Source organism: Arthrobacter sp. R4-81 (genome assembly GCF_054792365.1).
Map to the genome: position 1 here is coordinate 2,819,535 of NZ_CP096445.1, position 17,000 is coordinate 2,836,534.

Annotated in this window: 16 protein-coding genes; 7 read left to right on the top strand and 9 right to left on the bottom strand. The window is 61.0% G+C overall.

From position 1 onward, the window contains the following. Positions 1-19 precede the first annotated feature (19 nt). Positions 20-481, top strand: coding sequence for a SufE family protein (locus M1E05_RS13185; RefSeq protein ID WP_458114364.1), 462 nt, complete (start codon positions 20-22; stop codon positions 479-481). Between the two features lie 14 nt (positions 482-495). Beyond that, positions 496-990, top strand: a complete 495-nt coding sequence (gene ybaK / locus M1E05_RS13190; protein ID WP_461163221.1) for a Cys-tRNA(Pro) deacylase — start codon at positions 496-498, stop codon at positions 988-990. A 29-nt stretch (positions 991-1,019) separates the two neighbouring features. Here ybaK and M1E05_RS13195 read toward each other — a convergent pair whose 3' ends face one another. Genes M1E05_RS13195 through M1E05_RS13210 form a run of 4 tightly spaced genes read right to left on the bottom strand, consistent with a single transcriptional unit; the run spans position 1,020 to position 6,889 of the window. Further along, positions 1,020-1,865, bottom strand: a complete 846-nt coding sequence (locus M1E05_RS13195; RefSeq protein ID WP_461163222.1) for a fumarylacetoacetate hydrolase family protein — start codon at positions 1,863-1,865, stop codon at positions 1,020-1,022. Further along, a complete protein-coding gene (locus tag M1E05_RS13200) occupies positions 1,862-2,548 on the bottom strand; it encodes an RraA family protein (RefSeq protein WP_458114367.1) in 687 nt (228 codons plus the stop codon). The genes M1E05_RS13195 and M1E05_RS13200 overlap by 4 nt, the downstream gene beginning before the upstream one ends. After that, entirely contained in the window at positions 2,545-4,782 is a 2,238-nt protein-coding gene (locus M1E05_RS13205) for a hydantoinase B/oxoprolinase family protein (protein ID WP_461163223.1), read from the bottom strand. Before M1E05_RS13205 ends, M1E05_RS13200 begins: the two co-directional genes overlap by 4 nt. Next, entirely contained in the window at positions 4,775-6,889 is a 2,115-nt protein-coding gene (locus M1E05_RS13210; RefSeq protein ID WP_461163224.1) for a hydantoinase/oxoprolinase family protein, read from the bottom strand. Before M1E05_RS13210 ends, M1E05_RS13205 begins: the two co-directional genes overlap by 8 nt. Positions 6,890-7,043: 154 nt before the next feature. Between M1E05_RS13210 and M1E05_RS13215 the strand changes: the two genes are divergently transcribed. Further along, complete coding sequence (locus M1E05_RS13215; protein WP_458114370.1) at positions 7,044-8,057, top strand: LacI family DNA-binding transcriptional regulator; 1,014 nt, start codon at positions 7,044-7,046, stop codon at positions 8,055-8,057. A gap of 41 nt (positions 8,058-8,098) precedes the next feature. Here M1E05_RS13215 and M1E05_RS13220 read toward each other — a convergent pair whose 3' ends face one another. From M1E05_RS13220 to M1E05_RS13240, 5 genes are all read right to left on the bottom strand, one after another. Next, the gene (locus M1E05_RS13220; protein WP_461163225.1) at positions 8,099-9,382 is read right to left on the bottom strand and encodes a TRAP transporter large permease; all 1,284 of its coding nucleotides are present in this window, start codon (positions 9,380-9,382) and stop codon (positions 8,099-8,101) included. Beyond that, complete coding sequence (locus tag M1E05_RS13225) at positions 9,382-9,963, bottom strand: TRAP transporter small permease (RefSeq protein ID WP_458114372.1); 582 nt, start codon at positions 9,961-9,963, stop codon at positions 9,382-9,384. The genes M1E05_RS13220 and M1E05_RS13225 overlap by 1 nt, the downstream gene beginning before the upstream one ends. Next, positions 9,960-10,985 carry a TRAP transporter substrate-binding protein gene (locus M1E05_RS13230; protein ID WP_458114373.1) on the bottom strand — a complete coding sequence of 342 codons (1,026 nt, stop codon included), beginning with the start codon at positions 10,983-10,985 and terminating at the stop codon, positions 9,960-9,962. The genes M1E05_RS13225 and M1E05_RS13230 overlap by 4 nt, the downstream gene beginning before the upstream one ends. A gap of 89 nt (positions 10,986-11,074) precedes the next feature. Further along, positions 11,075-12,010, bottom strand: coding sequence for a dihydrodipicolinate synthase family protein (locus M1E05_RS13235; protein ID WP_461163226.1), 936 nt, complete (start codon positions 12,008-12,010; stop codon positions 11,075-11,077). A gap of 133 nt (positions 12,011-12,143) precedes the next feature. Then, positions 12,144-13,457, bottom strand: a complete 1,314-nt coding sequence (locus M1E05_RS13240; RefSeq protein ID WP_461163227.1) for an alpha/beta hydrolase family protein — start codon at positions 13,455-13,457, stop codon at positions 12,144-12,146. Positions 13,458-13,553: 96 nt separating this feature from the next. On the opposite strand from M1E05_RS13240, the gene M1E05_RS13245 reads away from it, so the two are divergent. From M1E05_RS13245 to M1E05_RS13260, 4 genes are all read left to right on the top strand, one after another. Next, complete coding sequence (locus tag M1E05_RS13245; protein ID WP_458114376.1) at positions 13,554-14,045, top strand: hypothetical protein; 492 nt, start codon at positions 13,554-13,556, stop codon at positions 14,043-14,045. 14 nt (positions 14,046-14,059) lie between these two features. Beyond that, the gene (gene msrB / locus M1E05_RS13250; RefSeq protein WP_458114377.1) at positions 14,060-14,500 is read left to right on the top strand and encodes a peptide-methionine (R)-S-oxide reductase MsrB; all 441 of its coding nucleotides are present in this window, start codon (positions 14,060-14,062) and stop codon (positions 14,498-14,500) included. A gap of 166 nt (positions 14,501-14,666) precedes the next feature. Beyond that, positions 14,667-16,136: a DUF6421 family protein gene (locus M1E05_RS13255; protein ID WP_461163228.1), complete on the top strand. Its 1,470-nt coding sequence runs from the start codon at positions 14,667-14,669 to the stop codon at positions 16,134-16,136. After that, positions 16,133-16,855 (top strand): SDR family oxidoreductase, encoded by a 723-nt coding sequence (locus tag M1E05_RS13260; RefSeq protein ID WP_461163229.1) that lies wholly within the window; start codon positions 16,133-16,135, stop codon positions 16,853-16,855. Before M1E05_RS13255 ends, M1E05_RS13260 begins: the two co-directional genes overlap by 4 nt. Positions 16,856-17,000 lie beyond the last annotated feature (145 nt).

The window sequence follows — 17,000 nt, forward strand, 5'->3', positions numbered from 1 at the left end:
ACTGCGTAAGCTGGAACTGATGAATACCGATTCCCTCCCCGCCACCCTTGCGGAAATTGTTGATGATTTCCAGGCCCTCACCGAACCTGAGCGGCTCCAGCTGCTCCTGGAGTTCTCACGTGGACTTCCGGAACTGCCCGAGCATCTCAAGGACCACCCTGAACTGCTCGAACAGGTGGTGGAGTGCCAGTCACCGTTGTTCCTGACAATCGAGACGGAAAAGGGCGACGGCGGTGCTCCGGACAGCGTCCGGCTGTACTTTAAGGCGCCACCGGAAGCTCCCACCACTCGGGGATTCGCCGGTGTCCTCCATGAGGGACTTGATGGTTTGTCCGCTCAGGAAATCCTGGCCATACCGGATGACATGCCGGAGCTACTGGGACTCACGCGCGCCATTACCCCGTTGCGGATGAGGGGCATGACGGCAATGCTGGGCCGCATCAAACGTAAAGTTGCGGCCTCAGCCCGCTTCCAAGGCTGAGCCCGCACCAGCGGATGGCAAAAAAACAGGCTTCACAAGGAACACCGGCCACAGCTGCTTTAACTGCGGCCGGTGTTGCTTTTGTGTTGCATCCGTACCATCACGATCCCGCCACGGCGAGCTACGGTATGGAAGCCGCCGAGGCGCTGGGCATTGACCCGGCCAAGGTGTTCAAGACCCTCATGGTCGACGTCGACGGGCAGCTGGCCGTGGGAGTGGTTCCCGTCAGCGGCAATGTGGATCTGAAGGCGATGGCCGCATCACTGGGGGGCAAAAAGGCCGCCATGGCCGATCCCGCCGTCGCCGAACGCCGTACTGGTTATGTACTGGGCGGGATTTCACCCCTGGGACAGCGCCAGGCGGCCCGCACCGTGGTTGACGACAGCGCGTTGGAACAGGAAACAGTGCTCATCTCCGGTGGCCGGCGGGGCCTGGACATCGAGCTGAATCCCCACGACCTGATCCGGCTCACCGGAGCCATCTCCGCACGAATCAGGACGGTTAGGTAAGGGTACCTGCGATGGTTGGTCCCGGTCCTCTAATCGACGGCGAACCTGTTGCGGATGGTGCCGAGCCCCGTGATGCCGCATTCCACAACGTCCCCGGGTTGGAGGAAACGGGGAGGCTTGAATCCGAGGCCGACACCGGGTGGTGTGCCAGTAAGAATCACGTCGCCGGTTTCGAGAGTGATGGTGGTCGCCAGATAGAAAATCAGCTCACTGATGTTGAAGATCATGTCGGCGGTGGAACCAGTCTGCCGGGCCTCCCCGTTCACGGTGGAAGTGACACTCAGGTTGTAGGGATCTGGAATCTCTTCTGCCGTCGTCAACCACGGGCCAATCGGGCAGAACGTGTCGGCACTCTTCGAGCGGGAGAACTGCCCGTCTGACTTCTGAGCGTCACGGGAGGATACGTCGTTGGCCACTGCATAGGCAAAAACGTGGGAAGCGGCATCCTCGCGGCTGACCCGCTTCGCCGGCCTGCCGATGATGACCGCCAGTTCGGCTTCATAATCGGCCTGATCCGTTACCCGCGGACCGATGACGACATCAGCGAAAGGTCCATTGAGCGAACTGGAGTACTTCGCGAAAATTAGGGGCTTCTCGGGCGGAACGGCTCCCGTTTCCTGAGCGTGGCTTGCGTAGTTGAGGCCAACGGCCAGAATCTTGCCGGGACGAACGACGGGGTTGAGAAGCTCTTCCTGGGCCACCTCGAGGGTGGGCGTTGTGCCGGCCAACCTGCTGTGTACATTGTTGATGTCTTCAATGAGTGCCCGTGTGTCCGGGTAGCTTAGTCCGAGCGAGGTCAGAGGCGTCCATGTGCTCGACTCATCGCTGACGATAAACTCGGGGCCGCCGTCGAACATTGTCCGTGCAATTCTCATCTTGTTTCTCCTGACTGGGCGGCGCTTGCTGTACTTCCCTTGGTAACAGCAGCGTCTTCCTTAGTGACGTGGCCAGGCCTCAGGCCGAAGAACTCGGCCGTACTGAGGCCGTCCAGGATCTGTGCCATGAGACTCTGTTCACGTTTGAGGGTGGCGCGGGTGGAGGCCGCAACGGTTTCCCGCAGCTCCCACGGCACGACAACCACGCCGTCCTCGTCAGCCACTACGAGGTCGCCTGTGTTCACACTGACTCCCCCGCACGAAACGCCTGCGCCCCAGGTGCCCCCACATGCCTTGTGCGGCCCGGCGGCAGAGATGGCTGCGCTGTAGACCGGAAAGCCACGTCGACGGATTGCAGCGACATCACGGACGGCCCCGTCTATAACAGCCCCCACCACTCCGCGATGTTGAGCAGCAACGGTCAGAACCTCTCCCCATACTGCACGGTCAGCGAAACCGCCGGCATCCACAACCAGCACGGATCCCGAGGGCACAACCTCCAGGGCCTGGTGCAGGGAACCGCTGTCCCCCACCACTACCCGCACACAAAAAGCACGGCCAACAAGTCCGCTGACCGTTTGGGGACGGATGCGGGAGGACAGCACCCCTTGGCGCCCATTGCTGTCGGAGATTGCAGGCGTGCCGAAGGCGAGCCACTCCTCTGCCATGGTGCCCTCACTCATGCGCTCATCACCCCTCCACGCAAAATGTTGGCGGAGGGACCGGGGCCGCCGGGGACGACGAGGTCTGCTTCAAGCCGCCGCCCGCAACCCGGACAATAGAACGACCGGATGGCAACCATGACCTCGTCCCCCTCGACGTAGTCCTCTCCACGAATGGGGCCGATCACAGATGCGGGCACTTCTTCGCAAACGCAGCCGTGCCGCAAGTCGGCAGCGGCCGGGCCGAGAGTGGTGCCACATCTGACACAAGCCATGGTGTCCGTCCCGTGATCGATGGCAATAATGTCCCAGTAGTGCACCGCCTCACGTTCAACAGCACTTTCGGGATCACTGGCGGGCATCGATTGCACCCCCGGGAGCGGATGCTTCTCAACAAAGGGCACGGCCCTGCCCAGACGCTGCTTTCGGAGTCCCTCTCGCGTGACGTCGGTCTGCTCGCGGTCCAGCTCGGGGGTTCTTCCGGCTGTCAGGACAACGCCGTAGGTCCTGGCTGCCTCATCCGCGGAGACAAGCCCCGTTCGAACGTCCTTGAGCACTTTGTCCGGATCCCGGTCCAGCGGATCCCCGAATCCGCCTCCGCCTTGCCAGTTGTGATACTCGACAGTGTTTGGACCGAATTGGATCTTCGAACTGTTCAGCGGGCCAACCGTCCGTTCACCGTCGATCTGCTCAAGCGTGCCGACGAGACCGGTGTTTTCCGTCCCCTGGTCCAGCCTGGCGGCGTCGAGGAACCGAAGGTAGCGTACGGTGGCGCCGGGCAGCCCGCCGGCCACTCCGATGGCGTTGGGGGTCAGCGATCCGACTCCGGCAAAAGATGTCGACAGCGGGCCCTTTGCCTCGTAGGGAACAATCGCAACCTCGCCTGACACTCCACCCCGGAAGCGGCCGGCTCCGCCCGAATCAGTCAGTTGGCGACGGAACAGGTACAAAAGCGGGTAGGCGTCCTCCGTCGCCTCAATCGAGGGGATGTTCGCGGTGGTGTTGATGATGATCCCGCCGGTATCGACTCCATCCGCATATGTTCTTGCCCCTGTTCCGGCGGCAAAGTGGCTTGCTTCCGGGGCGACAGTGAACGTTCCGTCCCGGTTGACTCCCACCATGGAGACGCCAAGCGAGGTCGCACACCAGCTGGCCATGGCTTGCTCGTGGTGCTTTGGGCTGGCTAGAAGCATTCGGGACAACACGACGAGCACGAGATTCAACGTCACGATGATTGCGGAGATGGTGGACATCGACACCGGCGTGGGGAATTCGGCAGTCACGATGGTTCGGGGCGGGGCCTTGATCTCGACACAGTCGGCGACGCCGTCATTCCATGTCAGGTCGTATCCGAGCGCGATGCAGACGCCGGATAAGACGGCCGCCCGAAGCCCTCCGAACGCAGTGTTGGCAAAGCCCTCGACCTGCGCGTCGGAGCCTGCAAAGTCCAGGGTCAGCTGGTCGCCTGTCTTTGTCAGGGTGCAAACGATCTTACGGACGTTTTGCCTATGCCCGTCGTGGTCCAGATACTGCACCTCGCGCCACTGACCGTCCGGCAGCGACCGCAGACGGGAACGCATCCGCCGGGCAACGTGGCCGATGCCGCGACGCATTACCTCATTAACGACAGAGGGCCCTACCTCGTCGGCAACCTCCAGCAATCGCGTGCGCCCGACCTCATTGGCCACAAGCTGCCCCCGTAGGTCCAGTTCGGCTAAGGGTTCGCGCACCTGGGCCATGATGAGGTCGACGATGTCCTCCCGAATCTCGTGGGCTTCAACGATCTTCGTCGGCGGAAGGCGGAGCCCCTCGTCGAAAACCGACCTGGCGGTCATGTTGAATCCCCCGGGTTCGCTGCCGCCAATGTCGAGCCAATGGCCGGACGAACCCACCCAGGCAAGAAGCTCTCCGGAATGGTGGACCGGAGCGACAGTGGCGACATCCGGTTGGTGCGTGGCACCCAGGTACGGGTCATTGCAGATGAACATATCCCCCGGGTTGATGCCTGGATGCTGCTCGCGTTGCTTGATGACTGAGCCCACGATGAGCCTTAGCACGTGGGCCTGGGTCGAGATGTACGGGCCCATGGCAACCAGCTTCCCGTCGGGCAACGTGATGCCCGTGCTGGCATCATAGGCGCCGACCAGGATCGGCGACCCGGAGGTGCGCATGTACTTGATGCCCATTTCCTCGGTGATATCAAGCAAACGGTGCCACACCACCTCGAACAGCACCGGGTCAATTTTTTCAGTCATCAGTTTCTCCTGCAGCCTCGAGAGAAATAATCAGGTTGCGCAGCTCGTCGACCTGCGCAGTCGCTCCTGGGGGAACTGCGACGCTGGTACCCGGTTGTTCGATGATTGCCGGTCCCGAAAAGTCGTGGCCAATCTCCAATTGGTTGCCGGAGTAGACGGCAGTGCATATCCAGCCACCCGCCTCAGGCCAGTAGACGTCACGGCGGTGCATCGGAGTGTCCAGCTGCGTTATGACAGGAGCGGACCCCTCTTGCCCCACCTCGATCCCGCTGGCGGCAGTTGCATCGACTCCTATCCGGAGAATACGAGGCACCGCATCCTTTAGCCGGGCCGTCTTCCCGAACAACACTTCATAGCGCTCGCCGAAGGCTTTGGTGAAGGCATCCACGATTGAGCCACCGGCTGCTCCGTTTCCGTGAAGATGCACGCGGACATCATGCAGTTGCCGTTCGTAGCGCATATCCGCCCACCGTGTGATGCTGATCCGCTCGGTGGCCACGCCTTGGGCGTTGAGCGCGGCGATGGCGTTCTCAGCGACGTCTTGGAAGCTTCTGGCCAGTACCTCGTCGTCGCGTCCGGCCTCGGTGCTGATGGACCGCTGAACGGTGCGAATGGTGTCCGAGATCACCACCCCATAGGCGGAGAAGGCAGTCGCACTGAGCGGAATCACCAAGCGGGACACTCCGGCTGCCCTGGCATAAGACGCCGCGTGCACAGGTCCCGCTCCGCCATACGCTGCCAGTACGAACTGACGGGGGTCATAACCCCGCTCAAGTGTTGCCTTGCGGATGAGATCCCCCATCTGCGAGTCCACTACTTGCCGGATCCCTGCCGCTGCCGCCACAACGTCCCCGTCGAAGAGTGGATCGGCGATGTAGTCCTTGATTGCGGTCTCAGCCAGATCGAGCCGCAACTGGATCCGCCCCTCCAGGAACCGTGTGGGGTCAAGGTAGCCGAGCACGGCGTCCGCATCGGTGACCGTTGGCCTCATACCTCCCCAGCCGTAACAAGCCGGCCCAGGTGATGCCCCTGCAGACTCCGGACCGATCCTCAAGCGCCCGGCGTCTTCCCAGGCGATACTTCCACCGCCGGCACCGATGGACACGACGTCGATCATGGGCGAGAGCAGCGTGTATTGGTTGATGATGGTTTCCGGGGCCATCGACCATCGGCCATCAACAATGAGGCCAACCTTGAAGGTAGTACCACCCACGTCTGTCGCGATGACGCGCTCCTGCTTCATCGCAGCGGCCAGCTTCTGCACAGCAACCATTCCACCGGCGGGCCCGGATTCAATGGTGCTCACAGGGAGAACAGACGGGATGTCACTCACTCCTCCCCCGGCCTGGAAAATGAGAATGGGAACGCGCAGGCCTTCCGCCGTGAGGCGCTGGTTCAGTCGCTCAAGGTACTTCTCCAGGGTCGGCGCAATGAATGCATTAACCACCGTTGTCGATGTGCGTTCGTATTCCCCCGTAACCGGTGAGATCTCACTCGACAATGAGACGTGCGCGTCCGGCGCTAAGTCACGGATCACCTCGCGCACCAGCTGCTCATGCGCGGGCCTTTGATGGCTCCAAAGCAGCGTGACCGCGAACGACGTGACTCCTTGGGCAAGGAGGCTCCGGACGCCGGACTCTACATCCTCCCTCCGAAGAGGCTCGATAACCCGCCCCGACCGGTCTACCCGTTCGGGAAGTTCAGCGATCCTTTCCCGCGTGACGATCTGACGCGGTTTATCAGTCGCCCGCAAGTGGCGGCGTTCGGTGAGCCCAAGCCCTGCCACGCGGCCTCGTGCGCGCATAATGAGGATTTCGTCCCCGAAGCCCCTCGTGGCCAGAAGGCCGACCACTGCACCCAGCTGCCAGGTAAACATCACATTCGTAGTCTGTGTGGTTGCATGCGAGAAGCGCTCGGTCTCTGACAGCAGCTCGGTCAATGAAAGCCCGAACTGTTCCGCAGCCCTCGTTACGCCGTCGAGCAGCCCTTCCATCAGGTCCAGCGGCGTGGTGGGCGACTTCGCGATCACTTCGCGCTGGGTTGTTCGATCAAGAACGACGACGTCGGTAAATGTTCCGCCGATGTCGACCCCGATAACGAAAGGCATTTTGCTTCCTCCGTGACTACCCCAAGGACTGGATCTTCCATAGTGCACAATCGTTTGCGCTAATATACAAACGAAGAACCCCAGGGGTCAAGATCCCTGGCAGCAGTACATTTGGATGTGGTGAATGCGAATGAAGTTGGGCGAAAGAGAGAGCATGGAATCAACTAATCGCAAGACGACAATCAAGCACATCGCGGAAGCGGCAGGCGTGCATCCCTCTACCGTCTCCCGAGCCCTCAACGGTCTGCAGGAGTCGCGGATACCGCAGGAAACGGTTGATCGCATCCATAAAGCCGCGGCTGAACTGCGGTACGAACCCAACCCGTGGGCGCAAAGCCTGCGTACCAAGAGGGCCATGATGATCGGACTGGCGATTCCCCGCTTCACCGATTATGTGCTCGCCCAGATGTTTGAGTCCGCGCAGATCCGCGCGACGGAGTTCGGTTATGACACACTGACGGCGGGAGCGGAGGTCGGAGGAAAAGGCAATGCCGCGATCAAGGGTTTGATGGACAGACGAACGGACGGCCTCATCCTTGCCACAGCAAAGATCCATGACGAATACCTGGCGGAGATAGAGCGACGAGGTGTTCCGTTCGTCCTGCTCAACCGCAAGTCCGGCGCCTACCCGGCAGTGACCGGTGACGACGAACTTGGCGGCTACCTCGCGACCCGCCACCTCATTGACCAGGGCCATCACCGCATTGGCCACATCAGCGGTCCGCTGACCGTCAGCACAGCGGACAGTCGCGCGCGCGGCTATCGGCGTGCATTGGAGGAAGCAGACCTGCCCCTCGATCCTGAATTGACGCAGGAGGGCCGTTTCGATGCCGGGTCGGCTGGCGATGCTGCTGAAGCGCTCTTGAGCCTCCCCGATCGCCCGACAGCTATCTTTGCGGTCAATGACATCAGTGCACTCGCCGCCATGGCCACCGCGCGCCAACGAGGACTCGCTGTCCCTGAGGATATCGCAGTGGTTGGCTACAACGACTCGGAAGTCAGTTCGCTCCTTCCCATCCCCCTCACGAGCGTCCGGGTTCCCCTGCTGGACATGGGGAGCGCCGCCGTCGACCTTCTCCTGGCTTTGATGAACGGTGAGCCTGTCGAATCGATCGTAAAAGCTCCCGAGCTGATTCCCAGGGAGTCGTCACTGTTCTCCCGCTCCTAGCGTGACCAGACATATTGGAGGAAGCTGATACACGGCAGGGGCTATCCCCCAACCAGGAGCCAGTTGTAGATCTGGGGCACGAAGGTAATGAGGACTGTCAGTGCCAGCAGCGCGATGATAAATGGCGTGACGGCCACCGAGAGGCGTCCCATCGGCACTTTGCTGATGGACATGGCCACGAAGAGACTCGCTCCCACAGGCGGAGTGGCCAGTCCGAGCGTGAGCGCGAGCACGGTGACGACTCCGAAGTGCACGGGATCAACGCCGTAACTGATTGCGGCGGGCAACAGCACAGGGGTAACGATGATGATGGCAGGAACCGGGTCCAGCGGCATTCCGACCAGCAGCAACACAATCAGCGCAATCAGGAGGAACACGGTCTGGCTGTCGGTAATCGACAACATCAGTTCCGCTACGAGGCCCGGCAGCCTTGAATACGCCAGCGCCCAGTTCAGCACGGACGACGAGGCCACGATGATCATGACGGTGGCGGTCATGATCACCGATGCACGAAGCACATGGAGGGCTTTCTCCAGGTTCAGTGTGCGGTACACCAGCCCCACGATGAGAGCGTAGAAAACGGCCACCGCCGCCGCCTCGGTTGGGGTGAAGATTCCTCCGAGGATGCCGCCGATGATGAGTACGGGCATAAAGAGCGCAATGAGCGCGTCACGGACAGAAATCGCCAGGTCTTTTCCCTCCAGCACCTGGTCGGGCCGCAATTTCGGGGTAACGAAGCCCTGCCGCCTCAGAAGCACGAAGTTGGTGATCATGACGGTGACACCGATCAGGATTCCAGGGATGATGCCGGCGATGAACAGGTCCCCGATGGAAGTCTGGCTTTGGACGCCATAGATGATAAACGGGATGCTGGGCGGAATAACGGCACCCATGAGGGAAGCGGCCGTAATCGTTGCCACCGAGAACTCCCGCTTATATCCGTCCCGTTGCATCTCGGGAATCATGGTGATGCCAACTGCCGCGAGATCGGCTGCTGCAGCACCGCTGACTCCGCCGAAGACCATTGATACCAGTACGGCGACCTGGGCCAGTCCCCCGTAAATCTTTCGCAGGAGATACCGCGTAAGCCGGACGAGCCGCTCGGTAAGCCCGACTTCATTCATGAGGTAGCCGGCGAGAACGAACAGTGGAATGGCCATCAGAGTGAAATCGTCCATTCCCACGAACAGCCGCTGTGCAACTACAGTCAACGGCGCAGGGGTTGCCAGCATGATGTAGATGAGGCCGGTTCCGATGATGACAATCGCCAACGGGACACCCAGGGACATCAGGCCAACGAATCCGCCAATCAAAATGCCAGGCATCAGATCTCCTCCAATTCAGGGTCGGCAGGCGGAGGAGGTACCGTCGAGAACATGCGGACAATCCCTTGCAAACCCATTAGTGCAAACCCCACCGGAATTGCGAGATAGGCCCACGCAATCTGGATCTGCAACGCCGGGCTCACCTGATTCCGATCGAAATTGGCAGCTGTCCCCTCGGCCCCGTACCAGACCACAGCGAAGCTCACGAGGACCGTGATCAATTCGCCGATCCTCCTCGCTACCTCGGGGCTGAAACCGGGGATCCTGCCGAGCAGGGATTGGAGCGCGGGGTGCTCACTGCGCCGGTGTGCGCAGGCAAGCCCCAGGAATACCAGCCAGATTGAGAGGTATCGGGCCAGCTCTTCGCCCCAGCTCAGTGAGGCGTTGAGGACATACCGGAAAAAGACCGCTGAGAGCACCACACCCACGACGCCGACGAATAGCAGGCTGCAGACCCAGAGCAGGACCTGGTCCACCAGGCCGAGAACCCGATCCAGACCCTTCACCACGCGTGCCCCGGGGGTGGACCGGGAGGGTGGGTCGCTTCCGCTCTCGGCCTTGCGGGCAGGTTCTAAGGTCATTCCCTCAAATCCCGGATGGTCTTCAGCATCTCTTCTGCATCCAGATCGGCTGCCCACTTGTTCCAGACGGGCTCGAGAATCTCAAGGAAGGCCTGCTCATTGATCTCGGAAACCTGTACACCGGCGCCCTTGACCGCTGCGATGGCGTCCTCCTGCAGGTTGACGAAGAACTGGCGTTCGTAGGTGGCTGCCTCGGTCATGGCCTCGGAGATAGCGTCTTGCTCAGCCTGGTTCAGCGTGTCCCAGAAATCTGCCGAAACTATCACCGGACGAGGTTCCGCGAGGAATGCCGCCTCCGGAGCAGTGGCATGCTTGATCAGTTCGAAGAGCTTCAGTGAGTTGACGGAGCCCCAGTCAAGGGTTGCACCTTCGATGACCCCTGTCTGGATCCCGGTGTAGACCTCCCCGTAGGGCATTGGCGTGGGGTTCGCACCCAACGCCCTGAGCGCGTCGGTCAGCGCGGGGTTCTCGATAGACCGCAGCTTTAGTCCGTTAAGGTCGGAGGGTTCATTAATCGGGACATCCACAGTCTGAATGGAGCTGTCTCCCGTACTGAACCAGTCGAGCACATGGAATCGGCCTTCGTTGCGGATACGCTCCGCAAGCTGATCGGCGGCCGGCGAGTCAACGATGCGCTGCATGTGGGCCTGGTCCTGGATCAGGAACGGCAGTTCCAGCAGGTTCATCACGGGCGCCAGAGTTGCGAGCGCTCCGGCGCCCACGCCGATATGGATCGAACCATCCAAAATCGACTCGTTGATATCACGTTCCTGGCCCAGTTGTCCGCCAGCGAAGACATCAACGGTGATCTTGCCGCCGGTCTTCTCTTCCACTACCTGCTTGAACTTTTCGGCGCCGTCAAAATAGGGGAATGATTCTGGAGTAATCAGGGCGAAGACGAGCTTCCGCTCGCGAATCTCCTCAGAGTTGCCCCCTCCGGGAGCGCCGCCCTGACATGCCGTGAGAACGAGGGCTGTGGCGGCAAGCATCGCTGCAGCAATGCCGCGTTTTCTGGTACGCAATGTTCCTCTCCTTGCACTTGATCCGTGTAGACGATTCACAGGTGCTCATGAGGGTTCGCCCAGCCGGTTGTCGACGGCGGACGCGACGCTCAGGTGAGCAGACCTACCTTGATCAGCGTTGAACGAACCTCTTCCTTGTCCTGCGGTGTGACGGCCGGCTCGGGTGCCCGCGTTGTTCCCCCTGGAATGAGCCCCATCTGAACGAGCGCCTCCTTCACCCGGGCGATGAAAGAGAATTTGGTCTGCCCCAGGTCCCGGCTGAAAGTGTTGATGAGAGGCACGATCTTGGAGTTCATGTGCTCGACGGCCGCCGTGTGCTCCCCGCTTGATACAAGTCGGTAGAGCTCGGTCCACAGGTGAACGCCAACGTTTCCAATGCCCACCATGGATCCCTGCGATCCATACAGCAGCATGCCAAGCAGGGTGTACGTGTTGTTATCAGCAAAAACTGCCGTCTTGCCTTCCACAGCCTTGTAGTCGGCCTCGTAGGTCTCCATGGACGTTGCTTCCTTGATGCCGATAACATGCTCGATCTCGGCCAGGCGGGCAATGGTCTTTGCCGGGTAGCTGACTCCGGACGACACCGGATACTGGAAGACTGTCATTGGCATATCGATGCCCTCCGCGAGGTCCTGGAAGAACTTCACGACGACGTCTTCATTGTTGATGAACCCCCGCCGAAGGATGTTGTAGAACGGCGTGTTGATTTGGAGCACCGTCGCCCCGGCATCCTTGAGCTGATTGCCGAAGGCGATGGTGTCCTTAGTTGACGTGGGTTCCACTCCCGTCAGGATTGGAATCCTGCCATTGACCACCTCGGCGACTGCACGGACAACTTGCAACTGCTCCTCCCGGTTGAGGCTCGTGACCTCACCCGAATACCCACAGGTGAGAATCCCGTTTACTCCCGGAACGTTCACGACGTGATCGACGTATGACTTCAGCGAGGCGAGATCCAATGATTCGTCGTCCTTAAAAGGCGTCACGACAGCAGTGACCACGCCCTCCAGCTTGACCTGTTCCACGCTCACTTCCCTCTCTCAGCGCAATCGATTGTGCGGATTGAAAAAAGGATACCTATCAGCGTGTGCGCACTGTCAAGAGGGCCCTTAGTCCCTCCGGCCACCGCCCCTAAGGCCGTGCCTTAGGGCCAGCCCCTTATGGCCCTACGGCTCCCGGAACTATTACTCCCGGGTTCGTCCTGGGCGCCAGCTGCTGCCGTAGCCATGCCGAAACCAGCGACTCCCAGCGCTGAGGATCAACGTTCCATTCCTTGGTGTGCCTGGCCCGGCTGAAGCTTTCGAAGGTGACCATCTCGGGGTTCTTCTCGGCGAGCTCTGCCGAAGGTCCGTAGGGCACATACTCATCGTCCACACTGTGAATAATGAGGGTGGGCGTCCGCAGCTCGACAGCCCTCGCCACCCAGTCCATGGCTTTCAGGTCCACCGGAGCCGCGAGTCCCGTAAGCCTTCGGCCGAGGCGGTGGCTCATCATCAGCTGGCCATACCGGCCGACGCCGGACGGTATCCGATGAATTTGGGCATGGTGCGCCAGGACCTCCACCCAATTGATGACAGGAGCATCCAGGACCATGGCACGGATCAGGTGCCGATACCGCGATAAATCGGCGGCTTGAAGACAAATCGCCCCACCCATGGACCAACCGAAAAGGACCACCTCTTTGGCGCCATTGGAGAGGGCATAAGTAATAGCGGCCTCGACGTCGCGCCATTCCGTGGAGCCGAGCCCGTAGCGTCCGTCCGGTGCCGACGGTGCCAGGCCGTCATTCCGGTAGGAGATCAGGAGGCTGGTCAGGCCGTGCTCCCTCGCTGTGTGGACGGCCCGTAATCCCTCCTGCCGGGTAGCTCCCCGGCCGTGCACCATGATGGCCCAGATGTCCGTTGCAGGCCCGGCCGGAACCATGATGGCCGGCGCTGATCCGCCGTCGACATCAATCAGCACCTCCTTTGAGGGGAGGCCGATATCGGCGGGATCGGGGTAGGCAACGCCGCTCCACCAGCCACGCCGGGCAGTGGCAAGGTCACCGCTGTACACCGCCTCCACTTCGCGAAGCACCGTGCGCTCTGCGGGCGAATACGACAGGATCCTGCCGATCCGGGCATGGCCGCGGCCGGTGTCGAAAAAGAGTCCGTAGACCCCTTCCACAATGGCGTCATCAGTTGCGTCGAGGATGACCTGTTGCTGGTTGCCTTCGCGAATGACGGCAAGGATTTCCTGGTTCTCGTCACGGATCCGGGCAGGGGTGATCACCCTCCGTGCGAAATACAGGGCGAGGGCAGAGGAACCAGCCCCCATCAGACCCGCCAGGCCGGAACCTGCAATGACTCCCCCCAGAGCCCACTTGGCACCGAGCGACTTCGATCCTGTCGTCGCGGTTCCCGTTACTGAAGGGGTCAGTAATGCGCGCAGCGAAGTACGGGAGGTGTCCGGGCGGCGCATCGGGAATGCCATGCAACCATTCTTACCGGTAACTCACATCTGACATATTCCGGACATGCCGCAGCCGTATGTACTGCGGCGATGATGCGGCCGGACTAGGCTGAGGTCATGAACGATCCGATCGTCATCATGACGGAAGAACCGCTGGGTGCGGATGACCGCGTCAACATTGAACGCCTTGTGGACGGCGGTGATATTCCGTTGGTGGTGCTTGTTCCGGCCAATACCGAGCGCCATATGCTCGTAGATTTCCTCGAGCACCTGTCCTTGCTGGAGATCGCCAAGGCTTTCCGGGAGTTGACAGCACACACTCCCGATCCCGAGTCTGAACGTGCAGAGGCCGCTGAGACCCTTACTGTATCCCTTGCCGCTCTGTCAGGAGTGGGCGCGGGCGTGACAGGCGAGGTTGTGGACGGCCGCGCTGTCGACGGACTTGTGTCCAAGGTTAAGGAACTCGGTGCCAGCCAGGCTGTGGTGATTACCCGTCCGCACGCAATAGCTGACACTTTCCACACGGACTGGGCCAACAAGGCGCAGGACAGGCTGGGACTGCCTGTGCTCCATCTCTATGCAGGTTCGGGATTTATCGGCGACTCCTAGACGTTGACCAAAGTATGAGCACTCAAGGAGACCACGGCAACAGCGAGGCGCCCGTTGTGGCCCGGACCGACGAGGAATGGCGCCGGGAACTTTCGCCCGAAGAATACCGGGTGCTGCGCCAGGCCGGAACCGAGCGGCCCTACACCGGCGAATACTGGGATACCCACACCGAGGGCGTCTACCAGTGCCGGGCTTGCGGAACGGAACTGTTCACCAGCAAGGAAAAATTCGATTCACACTGCGGCTGGCCCTCCTTCTGGGCTCCCTTGGCGGAGGGAAAAGTACGGTACATCCACGATCGCACCATGGGAATGGACCGTGTCGAAGTGCGCTGTGCCACCTGTGATTCGCACCTGGGGCACGTCTTCGAGGGCGAGGGATACGAAACCCCCACGGACCAGCGTTTCTGCATCAACTCAGTTTCGCTGCGGTTGGTCAATAGCGAACAGGGCTGAAGAGTAGCCGGCCCGGTTTCAGCCAGCTTTGCGCTTGATCTGGATCACCCTTTCTGCGCACCTTGCGCAAGAGTCTCTTATGCTTGATGGCTTTTGGGATTAGAGCATCTGATTGGTTGCTACGCTCGCCGAAGAAGCACCAGCGATCAGAAAGGCCACTGCCACCATGAGCATTCCCGTCATCACAAGCACCGGCGCAGCCGAGGGCAAAGCAAACCAGGAAAAAGCAGACGACGTCCAGGCGACCGTGTTTTCCCAGTCTCCGGCACCTGTCACTGCCACCCACCCGGAATGGATCCGGTTGAAGACTGCAGCCACAGCGTTGCAGTCCCTGCAGGCAATGGACGGCTCCGTTCCTGAGGGGGCCCACCACACTGAAGCGGCGGCTCATGTTGCTGTTATTGTCGGCGCCATCACGGCCCTGGCGCCGTCGTTCCCCCACGACGCGGCCTATCTGGAACTCCTCGTACAGGACTTCGATGCCTGGGCAGACGGAGGCTTTGGCGTGCCTGACTTCCTCGATTCCCTGCTGGCGTTCCAGCCGCAGCAGCACCGGGAAAACGGGCTTCAGCATTTGGTCGTTTTCCCCATGTACACGCAGAACGGCAGCAGCAGCCGTCTCGTCGAGGCCGTGCTGATCGAGGTCATCTGGCCGGAGTTCATCGCCGACCTCGAGGGCGGCGAGTACTCAAACAGGCTTTTTGTTCCCATCCGCTTCCTCGATTTCACCCCCGGCTACGATTCCAATTCAGCTGTCCTGTTCCCGGAAACAGTCGGCGTCCGGGAAACACCCACGTTCACGTGGGGAGCAATTTTTGCTGACCGGGAAGCCGCAAGGTTCCGCAAGGTGTTGCGCGCCGCCGCCCAAATCACCTCGCTGGAGCTTCCGCCAGAAGCCAGGGAGTTGCTGGAAGACCAGCAACTGACGCAGGAAACCTTTGTGATGTGGGACCTGATTCACGACCGGACCCACATGAGGGGCGACCTCCCCTTCGACCCCTTCATGATCAAGCAGCGGATGCCGTTTTTCCTGTACTCCCTGGAGGAACTGCGCTGTGACCTTACAGCGTTCCGGGAGTCCGTAAAGATTGAAAAGGACGAAAAAGCCAGCCCCGAAGCCCGTAGGCATGCCAAGCTCGTGCAGTACGCCGTGATCTTCGACCGGATTTTCCGCTTCGCCATCACCGGCAGCCGTGTCCGCAACTACGACGGCCTCGGCGGGCAGCTCCTTTTTGCCTGGATGCACCAGCACCGTGTGCTGCACTGGACCGACAGCAGCCTCAGCATCGACTGGGATGAAGTCTCCCAGGTGGTCATCGAGCTGGGGCTCCGGATTGAGGAGCTGTACTGGCGCTCCATCGACCGCCCCAAAACAGCACACTGGTTGGCAGCCTATGAGCTCGTATCCGGTACCGTGACTCCTAACCCCGCATCTGTCTGGGCCAAGGGGCCGGAAGCTTTGCCACTCGCCGGGCCACCCCGTGGACTCACCGACCAGGTGCTGGACGACGAATTCCCCCTGTCCATGTTCTACGAAGCCCTGGAGAAGAAGATGCGGCCCATCATCGAATCGACTGCAGGAATGACGGGGACGTCCACCATCACATCCAGCACGGAGGCTTTGAACGCCCTATGAGATCCGGACGCACACTGAAGGTACTGGTCACTGGCGGCAGCGGAGCCTCGGGGGTGGCGACTGCCAAGGCCCTGCGGCACGCCGGCTTCAGGGTCCTCACTGTGGGCTCTGACAAACAACGGATTGTCGCTGCAGCTGCCCAGGCGGGCGAGGGGGTCATCCCCCTCGTCTGTGATCTCGTAAACCTGGCAGAGGTCCAGGCACTGCATTCGGATGTCACGACGGCCCATGGCGGGATCGACGGCGTCATCCACCTTGTCGGCGGATGGCGCGGCGCCAAGGGCATCACCACTCAGACGGACGAGGACTGGGACTTCCTGGAACGCAGTGCCGTGACCACGCTCCGGAACGTTTCCAGGGTGTTCTACAACGACCTCTCAGCATCGGACACAGGCCGCTTCGCCATGGTGTCATCCACCGCAGTGAACTCCCCCACCGCCGCAACGGCAAACTACGTGGCGGCAAAAGCGGCGGCTGAAGCCTGGACTATGGCTATTGCCCAGGGCTTTGAAGCAGATAAGGACGAGAACGCCGGTCTCCGCAGTGCCGCCGTCGTGTTTGTGGTCAAGGCGCTGGTAGACGACGCCATGCGCCAAAAAGCGCCGCAGCGCACCTTCCCTGGCTTCACTGACGTCCGGGACCTCGCTGCCGCCGCCGTTGACCTGTTCCGCAAGGACGCCGTGGAGCTAAACGGACGGAAACTCCTGCTGGTTCCCTGACTGCTGTCCTTCCCTGTCGGGGCGGCCCTTTTCTGACTGCCTTTCTCACAGTCTGTCCTCGCAGGCACCTTCGAGGACACACCTCCCCGCGCATCCCTAAAATGAAAGTGTGACCAAAGCAATGACATCCACAGTAGAGACTTCT